Source organism: Alkalihalophilus sp. As8PL, assembly GCF_040939795.1.
Lineage (GTDB): Bacteria > Bacillota > Bacilli > Bacillales > Bacillaceae_D > Alkalihalophilus > Alkalihalophilus lindianensis.
On the sequence record NZ_CP162551.1, the window covers coordinates 1,540,876 to 1,556,304 of the forward strand.

At 39.6% G+C, this 15,429-nt stretch carries 11 protein-coding genes; all 11 read right to left on the reverse strand.

Annotated features, from left to right (window positions below):
- Positions 1 to 18: 18 nt before the first annotated feature.
- Positions 19 to 1,362: a GH1 family beta-glucosidase gene (locus AB3N04_RS09310; protein WP_368505773.1), complete on the reverse strand. Its 1,344-nt coding sequence runs from the start codon at positions 1,360 to 1,362 to the stop codon at positions 19 to 21.
- Between the two features lie 540 nt (positions 1,363 to 1,902).
- Complete coding sequence (locus AB3N04_RS09315) at positions 1,903 to 5,076, reverse strand: bifunctional cytochrome P450/NADPH--P450 reductase (RefSeq protein ID WP_368505774.1); 3,174 nt, start codon at positions 5,074 to 5,076, stop codon at positions 1,903 to 1,905.
- 47 nt (positions 5,077 to 5,123) lie between these two features.
- Positions 5,124 to 5,693, reverse strand: coding sequence for a TetR/AcrR family transcriptional regulator (locus AB3N04_RS09320; RefSeq protein WP_368505775.1), 570 nt, complete (start codon positions 5,691 to 5,693; stop codon positions 5,124 to 5,126).
- A 150-nt stretch (positions 5,694 to 5,843) separates the two neighbouring features.
- Positions 5,844 to 6,050, reverse strand: coding sequence for a hypothetical protein (locus AB3N04_RS09325; protein WP_368505776.1), 207 nt, complete (start codon positions 6,048 to 6,050; stop codon positions 5,844 to 5,846).
- Between the two features lie 572 nt (positions 6,051 to 6,622).
- The gene (locus AB3N04_RS09330) at positions 6,623 to 7,606 is read right to left on the reverse strand and encodes a tRNA dihydrouridine synthase (protein ID WP_368506019.1); all 984 of its coding nucleotides are present in this window, start codon (positions 7,604 to 7,606) and stop codon (positions 6,623 to 6,625) included.
- 408 nt (positions 7,607 to 8,014) lie between these two features.
- Complete coding sequence (locus tag AB3N04_RS09335) at positions 8,015 to 8,821, reverse strand: LysM peptidoglycan-binding domain-containing protein (protein WP_368505777.1); 807 nt, start codon at positions 8,819 to 8,821, stop codon at positions 8,015 to 8,017.
- A 370-nt stretch (positions 8,822 to 9,191) separates the two neighbouring features.
- Positions 9,192 to 10,565, reverse strand: coding sequence for a 23S rRNA (uracil(1939)-C(5))-methyltransferase RlmD (gene rlmD / locus AB3N04_RS09340; protein WP_368505778.1), 1,374 nt, complete (start codon positions 10,563 to 10,565; stop codon positions 9,192 to 9,194).
- 245 nt (positions 10,566 to 10,810) lie between these two features.
- The gene (locus tag AB3N04_RS09345; RefSeq protein WP_368505779.1) at positions 10,811 to 11,713 is read right to left on the reverse strand and encodes a diacylglycerol kinase; all 903 of its coding nucleotides are present in this window, start codon (positions 11,711 to 11,713) and stop codon (positions 10,811 to 10,813) included.
- A gap of 328 nt (positions 11,714 to 12,041) precedes the next feature.
- Positions 12,042 to 13,469, reverse strand: coding sequence for an Asp-tRNA(Asn)/Glu-tRNA(Gln) amidotransferase subunit GatB (gene gatB, locus AB3N04_RS09350; protein ID WP_368505780.1), 1,428 nt, complete (start codon positions 13,467 to 13,469; stop codon positions 12,042 to 12,044).
- A gap of 16 nt (positions 13,470 to 13,485) precedes the next feature.
- The gene (gatA, locus tag AB3N04_RS09355; RefSeq protein WP_368505781.1) at positions 13,486 to 14,943 is read right to left on the reverse strand and encodes an Asp-tRNA(Asn)/Glu-tRNA(Gln) amidotransferase subunit GatA; all 1,458 of its coding nucleotides are present in this window, start codon (positions 14,941 to 14,943) and stop codon (positions 13,486 to 13,488) included.
- Positions 14,944 to 14,960: 17 nt separating this feature from the next.
- A complete protein-coding gene (gene gatC / locus AB3N04_RS09360) occupies positions 14,961 to 15,251 on the reverse strand; it encodes an Asp-tRNA(Asn)/Glu-tRNA(Gln) amidotransferase subunit GatC (protein WP_047972970.1) in 291 nt (96 codons plus the stop codon).
- Between the last annotated feature and the right edge of the window lie 178 nt (positions 15,252 to 15,429).

Here is a 15,429-nt window from a genome sequence, read left to right on the forward strand (position 1 = left end):
CTTCCTTCTGCTAGCTCCTTACACTTCAAAGAAATTATTCGCTATCGTTTGTTTATACCAATAGAAACTATCTTTCTTAGTACGTTCTAGTGTTCTATAGTTTACGTGTACAATCCCAAAACGCATTGTATACCCTTCTGCCCACTCAAAGTTATCTAGTAATGACCAAGTTAGATACCCTTTAATATTCACACCCGATTCCATGCTTCGATGTAAGGAAACTAAATGTTGTTTAAGGTAATTCGTTCGTCCTTCATCTTTCACTTCACCATCCTCTGGGCCGTCATTATAGCATGACCCATTTTCAGTAATATATATTGGGATATCGCCATAGTTGTCACTAATATACGTAAGTACTTTATAAAAACCTTCAGGGTACACATTCCAACCAATATCAGTTTTTTGGTAACCTGTATCCACTGTTTCGTGGTCAAATACCCCTTCGTTTTCCTTGTACCTTCCAACACTTCCTGAGTAATAGTTAATTCCAAGAAAATCGATTGGCTGCTGGATGATTTCCATATCGCCTTCTTCAATCATCAATTTAGCACCCTTCTCCTCATACCATTCCACTAAAAATTGAGGATACGAGCCTCTAAATACAGGGTCAAAGAACCAATCTAAGAAATATCCATTCACTCGTTTACACGCATCAATATCTTCTTGCTTATTGCTATATGGCTCGTTCCATTCAACGTTTGGAGCGTATCCAATTTGCCCTTCCATACCTAGCTCTCTAAAACGGATAACCGTTTTACCGTGCGCTACTAGTAGGTGATGAGCGACATTTACCGCTAATTGAAGATCTTGTTTCCCTGGGGCATGAGCTCCAACAAAGTTCGATAAGAATGACACACACCAAGGCTCATTAAGGGTAATCCAATGTTTAATTTTACCTTTAAATTCTTTGAACATTAGTTCAGCATAGTTAACAAATGCCTCGATCGTTTCACGATTATCCCATCCACCATTATCTTGTAGCTTTTGAGGCAGATCCCAATGATATAGTGTACACATTGGCTCAATGCCCTTTGCTAATAAGCTATCAACTAATTTATGGTAGTAATCTAGACCTTCTTGATTCACTTCACCTGTCCCATCTGGAAAAATTCTTGGCCAAGCAACAGAGAATCGATAAAAATCAACACCTAGGTCTTGCATGATCTCTACATCTTCTTCGTATCTATTGTAACTATCGCAAGCAACATCCCCGTTATCACCATTTACTACTTTTCCAGGTGTTTTGGAGAATGTATCCCAAATGGAAAGTCCTCTTCCGCCTTCATTAACTGCGCCTTCTATTTGATAGGATGCCGTAGCAACACCCCACTTCATATCTTTTGGAAATTGAATAATAGACATTTTGAAACTCCTCCCATAAATCATGTTCATACTACCATACGACAAAAAGCGCTTTCGTAATTACTTATACTTCTGTACCTGTTTTTTATATTTCCATAGTGATTCCAATGCGGCTTCTTAGCAGGATTTGATGTAATAAACATTTTATCCAGTCATTCAAGATGACATTTATTATTTTTTTCTAAGTTATCCGCCTAAGAAAGCCCTTTCGTAGATTATTATATATGCTCACTAATTATTATACAATCTTTTTTTCGAAACCGCTTTCTTTTTTTAGATAATTTAAATACTACTAGTCCGTATAATCCTTTTTCTACAGCGCTTTGGATCGATTCCTAATTTTTTTAAATTGAAAATTTTTTTTGTAAAAAAGAGCCCTTCCTTGTATTATAAGAAGGTTATTAAGATGTCACTGTAATAAGGAAAGCTCCAGGCGGTTGATCCTGGAGCTTTTGTTTATTAAAGAGGTATAACCAGACTTGAACTATACAAAAAAATCGACAACTTCAGCCAGTATTGAAGTTGTCGACTCAAATATCCTTACCACACATCCTTCACATAACGCCCTTCTTCTTGAAGATTATCTAGCCACTTTTGCGCATCTCTCTCTGATTCATTTTTAATAGTGACATAATTCTTTTTTAACGTTTGTTCAACGTCCGGTGCCATCTTACTTCCTTCCCCACAAATATAAAGGTATCCTCTTTCTTCCTCAAGCAGTCGAATTAATTGATCTGCGTGTTCATTCATGAGATCTTGTACATATGTTTTAGGTCGGTCTTCCATACGGGAAAACGCGGTATGCAGGGAAACGATGCCTTTTTTCTCATACTCTTTTAACTCTCGATCATATAAATAATCATGCTTCTCATGACGACTTCCAAAGTAGAGATGTGCTTCCCCAAGCTCTGTGCCTTCTTTTTTCATCGCATCTCTCGCTTGTATAAATCCTCTGAAAGGGGCAATCCCTGTACCTGGTCCAACCATTATCACGGGAAAACTAGAGTCTTCAGGTAACTTAAAGGCACGTTGAGTTCTAAAAAAGATCACTACGTCATCGCCTTCTTGAAGCTCCATCAAATAATTAGAAGCCACCCCTTTGTATTCTCCATTACCACTATATGCGTCTCCCCTTACCACACTAACCGTAATGCTTACATGCTCTCTCTGCACACTTGGTGAGCTTGAGATGGAGTAGTATCTAGGTTTTAACGGTGGCAATAAAGATAAAAACCGCTCAAACTCCATTTCACATGCTTCATACCTTTCTAGAAAATCAAGCATAGAGATTCTTTTCTTAGAAACTTCATTACGATAATGCTCATCTTCTAGCAACTGCTCCAACTCCATTTTATGAGGAGGACAAGTTGTTTTTGAGGCCATTTCTCCTACTTGTTTTTTGCTAGCAGGTTCTTGTAATTCAACACTATAGCTAAGAAGATCGTGGATGCTTACTGGTTCTCCCTTTGGTAAATGAGCTAAACTGCGTCCACTCCCTTGCAGAATCACTTTTTCTGTTCCTTTCAAGTTAAACCGTTTTAGGACACGCTCCACCAAGGATTGATTGTTTTTTGGTATGATACCTAAGTGATCACCTTCGCGATAATGCAACCCTGTCGGTACAGCTATATCAAGGTGACGGGTGTAACGCCCACTTTCCTCACTTTGAAGTTCACGGTTTTCTATAATCTTACTTTCCTTTGCTAAATGATTATTCGCTATTGATGCCTCAGCAATACCACTCACATATTGAAGGTCAAGATGCGTGCCTTGATTCAATAAATCTTCCTTCAGCTCAATATCAAATTCATCTAGAACAACAGGCCACATGGCTCCGTGCCACTCCTCGAACTCCATTTCAAAATCAGCATTTGCGTTCCCTTCACCACGTTTATAGACTCGTGAAGCCCCTTTTCCTTCTAACTGTTGGTCAATTAGTACAGGTACTTTCTGATACGTACTTGCCCAGTTGGTATCGCCACACCCGAATACGGCATACCTCACTCCATCAAGTGAAGCATCAGTCTGATCAAGCCATTCCATAAATTCCTCGGCATTCTCAGGTGGTTTTCCATTATAAGAGGCTGACACAATAAGAACAAGCCCCTCCTTAGGCAAGCTTCCTTTAAGCTCATTTAAAGTCGCTACATTGCAATCGAACCCTTGAAGTCGTCCAGCCTCTGCTAAATCCCTCGCTACTCCTTCTGCGGTACCCATCACAGAACCATATAAAACGAGTAAAGGGGTCTTGTGATTATTGCTTTCTGCCTTTTCTTCTACCGGCTGACTTTCTCTCTTATTAACAGAACGTCTCGGGCTTGGCATCATGATATCTTTTCTTTCACGTACTTTGGCTTTCATTTTAAACTCATGAGGCTTAAGAGTTAATGTTTCTTTAACTTCGAGTTGGTAATCAGTATGGTCAATAAAGTCAAATTCTCTTAAGAGCATACCTAGCACCAGTGTTGCTTCATGCAGGGCAAACTGTTGCCCGATACATGCTCTTTTACCGTTACCAAATGGCTTATACGCATTCTCAGGAACTTTAGTCGGATCTTCAAACCTCTCAGGTTTAAATGAATCTACATCCTCTCCCCAAGCTTCCTTATCTCGGTGAAGGGCTGTAAGAAGAACATTGACTGAATCACCTTTTTTGATTTCATATTCTCCCTGTAGCGTTGTATCCTCTAGTGCATAAAGGGAAAACGCTGGTGCTGTTGGCCAAAGACGTAAGGTCTCCTCTAAAATCATTCGTATATATTTAAGCTGACGCACTTGTTGATAGCTTGGTAGTTCATGTGTTAGAACCGTTTCCACTTCTTCTTGGGCTTTTTTTAATTTATCTTCATTTTTCAGCAAGTAATAAATGGCAAAAGAAAGAAGCCCACTTGTTGTTTCATGACCTGCGATTAAGAATGTAATCATTTGATAGCGTATATTCTCATCATCTAACCCTTCTCCAGTTTGAGGATCTACTCCTTCAAGCATTCGAGATAGGAGGTCGCCCTTGTCGATCTCATCTGAGCGTTTGCGGTCAGCAATTAATTTATCTACCAGTGCATACATCGTATCAATATCTTTTTTAAATGTGTTCTTCTTTCGAATACTTAATTTATCTTGTATTTCAAGGCGATGCAATTGATTCATTGCTTCATCAAGCGCACTAACCATACTTTCAATAAATGGGTGATTTTTTTCAGTATAAAAACTATTAAACCGATAGTTAAACCCACATAAGCCGATGGTATCAAGAGTTAGACGTGTCATATCTTCCGGCACATCAATTGCTTCATCCTCATTGAGCCTTGCCCATTTTTGAATTAATTGAAGTGCAATATCGAGCATTTTATCGTGATAGCCTTGCATCGCTCTTTGGCTAAAGCTAGGCAACAATATATTATGAGCTTTCTTCCAATTATCTTCATGCGTCCAACTCGTGAAAAGCCCATCTCCTGAAAACTCCCTTACATTTTGTAATGGCTTCCATACATTTTTCGCAAACCTGCTCTCATCACTAACCTCTTCGACAATCTTGTGTCCAGATACATACAATGTATCTCTTCCAGGAAGCTGCATTCTGAAGATATGCCCATACTTATCCGCTAACTTAGCAAAGGACTGTGTAGGGGCATCAAAATCTACCTGTGGTAAATTTAATAAGGGCCCATAAGTACGCGGCTGTGGTATTTCGTCTCTTGTTTTAAGTTTTTTCATTTATCTTCTCTCCCTTTTAATCAAGACGGAATGAATATTCATTCCGTTTAATGTAAAGAAATAGCATCCCAACAACATTTTTTAAATTCTTCCATTAAAGCGTCTGTAGCAGAAATATGACCACGTTGAATAAATTTGTAATATCCTAAAAACGCCCCAAATACCATAACAATTAAAACATATGAAGGAAGCGGCTTGATTAAGTTATGTTCTTGCCCTTCTTTTATAAAAGAGTCAAAAAGTTCTAGAAGGGAATGGTAACTTGCTAGACTTTTGGCATTTAAACAATGATCATTGCTATGAGAATCAATAAAATAAAGAGCTTGTAAATGTTCATCTGCATAGGAAACCATTGCTAAAAAAAGATGGTTAAACTTTGTTTGAACATCAGCTTCTTCAGTCGGATAATTTTGTAATATGGTCTGCTTTAGCTTTTCAATGTATTCCTGAAATAACTCATTAACCAGCGTTTCTTTGTTCTCAAAATAGCGATAGATCGTTCCTGCCCCTACCTTAGCCTGATCAGCAATCATCGGAATTGTAGTAGCGTGGAATCCTCGCCCGGCAAATAAATGAACAGAAGCTTCTAAGATTTGAGCGCGTTTATCTTTTTGCATAATAAACTCCTTTATTTAAAGTCATACAATAACTCTATTCACGTATTCTTTTTAAAAAAAACATGTCCTCAACAATAATAACTAATATTGTAATCTATCTTCCTAAAAATTAGAGTTGAAAAGATGTTACTTCACGATGAGCCCAGCATATTATTTTTCTGGTCTTACTGGTTCATTCTTCGAAGTTATGTTCTTATTTAAGTTGTCTGCTGAGTTTTTAACTATCGCCTGAAAAATAGATTGATAATACTCCAATTCCTTTTTGGTCTTAGCACGTCTGAGATTCAATTTTGTTCTTCTTAGAAGTTCGATTTCCTCTGATCTCAAAACATCTACTGGAGCAAATTTTCTGCTCATTCTCTCAACTCCTTTTTCTAATAATTATTTATAATAGCCAGCCGTTTTTAGATTCACTCAACTCAACTTTAACACTATATTCCAATTAATGAGTTAATAGCTCTCTTTTTCTACAATAATACATATACTAAAAAGCATGCTTATATCACTTCGATAAGCATGCTTTAAAAATACAGAGTCAACTCTTTACTACCTATTTTGACAGAAATCATATTTAATTGTTGTTCCCTCTCCCCTAATGAATTAGTATGCCTTTTCTTAAAGAGGATGGCACGATCCCAGATTACATCCATATGCCATACTACACAACTTCAATATCACTAAACCCATTACCCTCCAATATAGAGACAAAATTTCCTCTTCTCTCACCATACCCACCAACCCACATGCTGTTATCCAATTGTTTCATCCCCTCTCAGTGGATGCTAAAAATTGCTTCGGATGAATGTATGAGGGGGAGATGTGTAGATATGCGCAGGAGTGCTTGTTCTAATAAGACGAAACATAAGAAAAAGAGCCTTTAAGTTGAAAAGGCTCTGCTTCTGTTTTCCTTTTATTTGAACGGGACATTTCTACTGTTCCTGCATTTCATCTTGATTCTTTACTTCAAATTGATCAAGCAATTCTCGTACTTCATCTGTTGATTCTGTGTTCATTAGTTCGTTTCTTAATTGACTTGCTCCTCTAAATCCTTTGACATAAATCTTGAAAAAGCGATGAAGAGCCTTGAACGGACGCAGCTCTAAATGTGAGTATTTATCATAAAGGTCTAAATGCATTCTTAAGAGATCAAGCAATTCCTTACTGCTGTGGTCTTTCGGCTCCTTTTCAAAGGCAAATGGATTATGGAAAATCCCACGGCCAATCATCACACCATCAACCTCATATTGCTCAACAAGCTTCAAGCCAGTTTGACGGTCAGGAATATCTCCATTGATTGTCAAAAGTGTATGTGGTGCCACTTGGTCACGCAGTTTTTTAATTTCCGGGATCAACTCCCAATGAGCGTCCACTTTGCTCATTTCATTTCTTGTACGCAGATGTATTGAAAGGTTCACAATATCTTGCTTAAATATGTGAGTCAGCCAATCCCTCCATTCTTCTACTTCCGCGAAACCGATCCGTGTCTTAACACTTACAGGCAGACCTCCTGCTTTTGCTGCTTGAATTAATTCGGCAGCCACTTCAGGACGGCGAATCAGGCCGCTACCTTTCCCGTTCTGAACCACATTCGGTACAGGACAGCCCATATTAATATCCAGGCCTTTAAAGCCGAGTTCTGCCATCCCAATACTCATTTGACGAAAGTATTCAGGCTTGTCCCCCCATATATGTGCGACAACCGGCTGCTCGTCCTCTGTAAAAGTCAAACGCCCACGCACACTTTTCATCCCATCCGGGTGACAATAGCTCTCGCTGTTTGTAAACTCTGTGAAAAACACATCAGGTCTAGCCGCTTCACTCACTACATGACGGAAAACAACATCCGTCACTTCTTCCATTGGCGCCAGGATAAAAAATGGACGCGGTAGATCAGCCCAGAAGTTCTCTTTTATATTTAAATCCTTATTTATGTTTAAATCCATTTATCTTCACATCCATATTTATAATCAAATTTTCCTATAATGGAATTTAGACTAACCGTATTATTCCAAAATGGAAAAGTAGAATGTCCCAGTTTCTTTTAAATTTATACCATGGTTAGGCACGTTTTATCAAATTGAAAATTATGTTTATGTTAAGTTCGTAATCTTTATGCTTTAACAAGTCAACCTTGATAATATTTATTAAGTCAAAGATATACAAACTATGTGCTTATATTTTTTTCAGAATAACTCAGGCTGCCGATAATTTTTCGACAGCCTATCTTCATTTCACAAACTCACCATAAATGAAGGCAACTGGTATCGTAGTTTTATATTTCTAAAAGAATATAATACCTTTTTTTACTGTCTCTTCTTCCCTCAACCAAAGAACACCCTCGTCTGAACAAGGTCTTGGATCGAGCCATCCATGGCACTTCTCGTATACACTAGTAGTTCACCTCTATTTGTTGTTGGCTGCCGGTCAAATCGTATACTATCTCGAAAACGGCTATAGGAGGGAGCTCCGTACTCTGCGGTTGTAAAGGTTTCATTTGTGACAACGACCTCATTATCATCAACAACCTGATAAAGTACATTGGCTTCAAATGCCCTCGCATATCCAGCTATCACTTGATTATCACGAATCATGGACCCAGGAAAAGGCTGTGTTACAACTATATTTTTTGACATTGGGAGTGGAATGATAAGCCTCATTCCTGGAAAAAGAACATCTGGCGACAAAGTTGGATGACGGTTATTCACTTGTATAATTATTGACAAAGCAACCCCAGTTCTTTCTGATATCGACCTAAGAGAGTCTCCTGACTCTACTTCATAAATAACTGCAGGAAGTTCAATTTGTTGATAAGGAAAAATGAAGTTTGGGTTATGAATGGTCTGGTTGATACCAATTAAAAGCTCCGCAAATGTAGAAAACCGCTGCGATATCGTTCCAACCGTATCTCCTCGTTGAATGACATAGAGGGTGATGGTTTCATTAGAAATCACTTTGGGGATGACTAGTAATTGATTAGGATAAATCACGTATGGATCGACGAAAGGCGGATACAATGCATTAGCCTGAGATATTAAATCCACATCACTTTCGTATTGGCCCGAGAGACTATAAACTGTATCGCCAGGTTGAACCGTATGGAGAATATGGGTTCCAAACATTATGGGCATTTACACCGCTCCTTATTTATCAATACTCATAGGTATGATAAAAGATTGCGGAGATATTCCTGGCTTTATATGTTAGAAGGAATTATAAAGTAAAAAGGCTTCAAACTTAATTACCACCTAAAAAAAGAGCCCAATTTCGGACTCTGCATAGTGGTATTTAATTAATTTTTAAATTCAATCAATGCGACATTTTCTATATCGTTTATCATAAATCTTAATGGGGTGAGCCAAATAAAATATTTTTCAATAAGTGCTTCTTCTTAAGATTCTTTGAGCTCTTCATTTTAGAATCAACCCTAATCTTTATTCCGAGGGAACATAAAGCACACTTCAATATTCAACTGAATCCATTAGACCTGTTGATACCAAGCTATTTTAACTCCATCATCGCTACCGTCTCCACGTGCGTACTATGCGGGAACATATCCACCGGCTGCACTTCTTTCGTCTTATACCCACCATCTTCTAGCACTCGCAGGTCGCGTGCTAGAGTTGCTGGGTTACAGGAGACATAGACGACGCGTTTTGGCTTCATGTTTAAGATCGTTTCAAGAAGCTTTTCATCACAGCCTTTACGCGGTGGATCGACGACGATGACATCTGGCCGAATGCCTTGTGCGTACCACCACGGCATGACGTTTTCTGCTTCCCCTACTGCAAAGTCGACATTAGTGAAGCCGTTGATTTCAGCATTTTTCTTAGCATCTGAGATCGCTTCTGGCACAATTTCCACACCGTAGACATGCTTGGCTTTTTGAGCGAGGAATAGAGATATTGTTCCAATGCCGCAATAGGCGTCGATCACGGTTTCGTCTCCTTTTAAATCAGCATATTCTAATGCTTTATCATACAGCACCTTCGTTTGATCCGGGTTAACTTGGTAGAATGAGCGGGCAGAGATCGCAAAGCGGATATCCCCTATTGAATCATAAATGTATTCGTCGCCCCATAAGACAATCGTTTGATCACCAAAGATAACGTTTGTGCGCTTTGGATTAACATTTTGCACAATAGACTTCACTTTAGGGATCGCTTGTTGAATATCTTCTATGATATTTTTCTTATTTGGTAGCTCCTTGCCTCTTGTGACGAGGACGACCATGATATCTCCTGATTGTTTCCCGTAGCGTGCAACGACGTGTCGAAGCGTTCCTTTATGCTTGTCCTCATCATACCCACGAATGCCGTATTTCTTCGCAATCTCTTTCACTTTGCTTACCACATCATCATTTTCCTGATGCTGAATTAAGCATTCATCCATGTCAATAATGCGATGGCTGCGCTCTTGATAGAAGCCTGCGATCAGTCCGCCTTCCTCTTCTCCTACCGGCACTTGCGCTTTATTGCGGTAGCGCCACGGATCGTTCATACCCAGGGTTGCATGTACAAGAATATCCTTAATCTGACCGATTCTCTCTAGTACGTCTTTCACTTGCTTTTGTTTGTACGCTAGTTGCGCCTCATAGCTCATATGCTGCAGCTGACACCCTCCGCACTGATGGTAGATTGGGCAGGGCGGCTCAGCGCGGTGTGGGCTTTCTTCGATTGTTTCCATTACACGTGCGAAGCCGTAGCCTTTTTTCACTTTGACGACCTTCGCTTTAATCTTCTCACCAGGTAGAGCTTTTGGGATAAACAAAGCGTAGCCATCTACTTTCGCTACGCCTGCTCCGTCGTGGGTTAAATCTTCTATTTGTACTTCTATGATTTCATTTTTTTCAATTGGTGCTGGTTGTTTACTCATGTTATAGCCGTCCTTTTCACTTTTGTTTCTGTAGTGATTGTAGCATGGTTTGAAGGGATTACGAAACGGAACTTCACTGTGGAGGTTAATTTCCATATTCTTGATGTATTTGTACGAAATCATTTGATTTGTATTCGAATTAATGGAAGGTTGTTACGATTAATTCTTCATTCTGAGCGAAATAACACTGCTCAACATCCTTCCCAAACATAAAAAAGCTGCAGAAATAGCTGCAGCCTTCAAATTTACGCACGCTTCTTTCGATCTTTCGGTGTAAGCATTTGAAAATGTTGATAAAGGTTAACGAACTCAGCAGGTAATGCACCACCGTGTTCACCGTCTAAGTTAAGTTGCATATCGCTTTCGACATGCACTTTAATCCGGTTCGCTTGGACATACATCACTTTTGGATGAGTGAGATGCTCCCCTCGCATGGCGAGGGTTGTTAGATGTAAGAACTCTGGAAATGAAATCTTTTTAACGACGATAAAATCAAACATTCCATCTTGTAGGGATGCTTTTGGTGCAAGGCGCTCGAAACCACCGACGGAATTTGTATTTGAGACTAAAAACATCATGATTTCACCTTCAAATAGCTTGCCGTCGTATTCGATCTTTACATGAGTAGGCGCGACTTGAGGTAATTTCTCTAGCCCTTTAATGTAATAAGCAAGCTGTCCAACCATTGTCTTCATCTTACTTGGCACTTCATACGTAAGCTCCGTTAACGTACCTCCTGCAGCGATGTTAATAAAATATTTATCGTTCACTCGTCCAATATCGATCGGTTCAGTATGTCCGTCACATAAGATATCACATGCTTTTTCAATTTCTTTGGGAATGTGTAACGCACGAGCAAAATCATTCGTTGTCCCCGCTGGAATCAATCCAAGCATTGGACGCTTGTCAAGTTCTGCAAGACCGTTTACGACTTCAAATATCGTTCCGTCACCACCAGCGGCTATCACAAGGTCAGCTCCACGCTCTGCAGCGAGCTTGGCAGCTTTTTTGGCACACCCTTCACCTGTTGTAGCATGTGCAGATGTTTCATATCCTGCTTTTTCAAGCCGTTCTAGAACATAGGCAAGATTTTTACGAATCTGTTCACGTCCAGACGTTGGATTGTAGATAAGACGTGCTTTTTTCATTGCGATCCCCTACTTTAATTAAATTGAGTAAAAACCACTTATTGTCAGTTATTGATGAGTGTATTGTAACCTACTTAGAGAGAAAAGGACAATGAATATTGCTTATCTAAAGTGTATGTGAAAATAACTCGTACATGCTTAGCTCTTTCACTTAATTCTCACGCCATCATCTCTTCTTCAAAAAATACACCCATCCCACAATAATCAAAAGTCCAACTAAAAGATAACCGTAAATCACTCGATTCACTTCCTCTCATCATGAAAAAACGAGTGGTTAACCTACAAGGTTCTCCACTCGTCTTTGATCCCCTACGTAGGAGAGTACATATTAACGTTTTTTAATTTCTTCTAATAAAATCTTGTTTACCATTTGAGGGTTGGCTTTCCCTCTAGAAGCTTTCATAATTTGACCAACAAGGAAGCCAATCGCACGTTCTTTACCGTTTTTGAAATCATCAATTGATTGCTCGTTGTTATCAAGTACATCTGAAACCATTTTAAGAAGTTCGCTTTCATCGGAAATTTGGACAAGCCCTTTATCTTTAACGATTTGCTCAGGGTCTCCGCCTTTTTCAATCAGATCCTTAAAGACCTTCTTAGCAATTTTAGATGAGATCGTCCCTTTTTCAATGAGTTGAATCATTTTGGCAAGGCCATCTGGCGTTAGTGCTACATCATTAAGCTCTTTTTGCTCAGCATTCAGGTATTCATTTACAGAACCCATCAGCCAGTTCGATGCCAGCTTCGCATCCCCACCTTGTTCAACCGTAGCTTCAAAGAAATCAGCCATTTCTTTTGTAATTGTAAGGACTGTTGCATCATATGCTGGAAGTCCTAACTCTTCCACGTAGCGTTTCTTTCTCGTATCAGGAAGCTCTGGGATTTCAGCACGGATTCTATCTTTCCACTCATCATCAATATAGAGTGGGATCAAGTCCGGCTCTGGGAAGTAACGATAATCATCCGACCCTTCTTTTACACGCATTAGAAGCGTCTTGCCGGTCGCTTCGTCAAAGCGACGAGTTTCTTGTTCGATGACTCCGCCTGCAAGTAGAACTTGCTCTTGGCGTTTCACTTCATATTCTAGACCTTTACGTACGAAGTTGAATGAGTTTAAGTTTTTAAGCTCAGCTTTAGTACCGAATTTCTCTTGTCCTACTGGGCGAAGAGAAATATTAGCATCACAACGTAGCGAGCCTTCTTCCATCTTACAATCCGATACATTTGTATATTGAATAATCGATTTAAGCTTCTCTAGATACGCATACGCTTCTTCCGGTGTGCGAATGTCGGGCTCAGATACGATCTCAATTAACGGTGTACCTTGGCGGTTGTAGTCACAAAGGGAATAGCTGCCTGAGTGAGTCAGTTTACCAGCGTCTTCTTCTAAGTGAAGACGAGTGATTCCGATTCGTTTTGTTTTTCCGCCTACTTCGATATCGATATAGCCGTGTTCACCAATTGGCTTATCAAATTGGGAAATTTGATAGGCTTTCGGATTATCCGGGTAGAAGTAGTTTTTACGATCAAATTTTGTATCAGTTGCAACTTCACAGTTAAGAGCCATCGCAGCTTTCATCGCATACTCTACTGCGCGTTTATTTAATACAGGCAAGACACCAGGATAACCTAGGTCAATAACACTTGTATTGGCATTTGGTTCTGAACCGAAGTGGTTCGGACTTGATGAGAATATTTTTGATTCTGTTTTTAACTCGACATGTACTTCAAGGCCAATAATCGTTTCAAAATTCATCTGTCTATTTCACCCCTTACAATGTTGGTTTTTTTGTATGATAGTCCGTTGCTTGTTCAAACACATGCGCCACACGATAAATCGTACTCTCATCAAAATGCTTCCCAATAATTTGCAAACCTAATGGTAAGCCGTCTTGGAATCCACAAGGGACAGAGATTCCTGGTACGCCAGCCAAGTTAACTGGGATCGTGAGAATATCATTTGCATACATCGTTAATGGATCATCTGTTTTCTCACCAATTTTAAAGGCAGGGGTTGGTGTTGTAGGCCCAATAATAACATCATAGTTTTCAAATATTTTCTCGAAGTCTTGTTTGATTAATGTACGAACTTGTTGTGCTTTTTTGTAGTAAGCATCATAATAACCCGAGCTTAAAGCAAATGTTCCAAGCATAATACGACGTTTCACCTCGTTACCGAAGCCTTCCGCTCGAGTTTGCTTGTACATATCGATTAAGTTATCTGCATTATCCGAACGGAAACCGTAGCGCACCCCGTCAAAGCGAGAAAGGTTAGCAGATGCTTCTGATGATGATAGTAAGTAGTACGTCGCTAGGGCATATTTAGAGTGAGGCAGAGACACTTCCTCCCACGTTGCACCTTGGGATTCAAGTACTTTTAAAGAATCAAGAACAGACTGCTTAACGTTCTCATCAACACCTTCTCCTAAATACTCCTTAGGCACAGCAATTTTAAGCCCTTTAATATCACCTGTAAGGGCTGATAAAAAGTCAGGTACATCAACCGGTGCAGACGTGCCATCCATCGGGTCAACACCAGAGATAGCTTGCAGTAAGTATGCATTGTCTTCAACATTACGAGTAACAGGACCAATTTGATCAAGAGAAGAGGCAAAAGCAACTAATCCAAAACGTGATACTCGACCATATGTAGGCTTTAAACCAACTACTCCGCAATAAGCTGCTGGTTGACGGATCGACCCACCCGTATCTGAACCAAGCGTAAATGGCACTTCACCTGCTGCTACAGCTGCAGCAGAACCACCACTCGATCCACCAGGTACATAGTCAAGATTCCATGGGTTTTTCGTTTCTTTATATGCAGAGTTTTCAGTTGAAGAACCCATTGCAAACTCGTCCATGTTCAGTTTACCGATTGTCACAGATTGTGCATCTCTCAACTTATGAACAACGGTAGCGTCATAGATTGGATTAAAGTTTTCTAATATACGGCTTGAGCAAGTTGTGCGTAAGTCCTTTGTAACGATATTATCTTTTACCCCAATTGGCATACCAAATAATAAACCGCGAGATGCATCTGTTCCTAGAGCTTCATCTAACTCAGCAGCATAAGAACGTGCTTTTTCCTCGTCTAATGATAAAAAGGCCCCTACCTTGTCATCCACTTTGGCAATACGTTGGTAGGACTCATTAACAAGCTCTGAAACTTTCACTTCTTTATTGTGAAGCATCGTATGTAAATCTTTCATTTTGTGGTCAAATAACGACATGAAGCTTGTCCTCCCTGTTAATCCAAGATAGACGGCACTCGAATATGGCCATCTTCATGATCTGGTGCGTTTTTAAGTACTTCTTTGATTGGTAAACCTTCCGCTGGTTTATCTTCGCGCAGAACATTTTTCATATCAAGGACATGAGAGGTTGGCTCCACTCCTGTTGTATCTAGCTCATTTAACTGCTCAGCAAATGTGATGATTGCATCTAGCTGCCCTTGGAACATTTCGGCTTCTTCATCTGTAATAGCAAGTCTTGCTAAGTTAGCAACATGCTTAACTTCATCCGTTGAGATTCGTGACATCTCAATCACCTCCAGTAGTTTTACGTGCATGTAGACAATATTCATTATGATACCAAATTACGCTCTTATAGGCAACAAAGCCCAATAGTATCAATACTTCTTTATCACTTTAAAGGAACCCACCAAATTATATTCACATAATAAAAAAAGAAGGCTGATCCCACTTTCAGATCAGCCT

Bases quoted from the DNA above. Each gene is read 5' to 3' on its own strand.
- AB3N04_RS09310 (WP_368505773.1), bottom strand. From the start codon at position 1,362: ATGTCTATTATTCAATTTCCAAAAGATATGAAGTGGGGTGTTGCTACG.
- AB3N04_RS09315 (WP_368505774.1), bottom strand. From the start codon at position 5,076: ATGAAAAAACTTAAAACAAGAGACGAAATACCACAGCCGCGTACTTAT.
- AB3N04_RS09320 (WP_368505775.1), bottom strand. From the start codon at position 5,693: ATGCAAAAAGATAAACGCGCTCAAATCTTAGAAGCTTCTGTTCATTTA.
- AB3N04_RS09325 (WP_368505776.1), bottom strand. From the start codon at position 6,050: ATGAGCAGAAAATTTGCTCCAGTAGATGTTTTGAGATCAGAGGAAATC.
- AB3N04_RS09335 (WP_368505777.1), bottom strand. From the start codon at position 8,821: ATGCCCATAATGTTTGGAACCCATATTCTCCATACGGTTCAACCTGGC.
- rlmD (WP_368505778.1), bottom strand. From the start codon at position 10,565: ATGAGTAAACAACCAGCACCAATTGAAAAAAATGAAATCATAGAAGTA.
- AB3N04_RS09345 (WP_368505779.1), bottom strand. From the start codon at position 11,713: ATGAAAAAAGCACGTCTTATCTACAATCCAACGTCTGGACGTGAACAG.
- gatB (WP_368505780.1), bottom strand. From the start codon at position 13,469: ATGAATTTTGAAACGATTATTGGCCTTGAAGTACATGTCGAGTTAAAA.
- gatA (WP_368505781.1), bottom strand. From the start codon at position 14,943: ATGTCGTTATTTGACCACAAAATGAAAGATTTACATACGATGCTTCAC.
- gatC (WP_047972970.1), bottom strand. From the start codon at position 15,251: ATGTCACGAATCTCAACGGATGAAGTTAAGCATGTTGCTAACTTAGCA.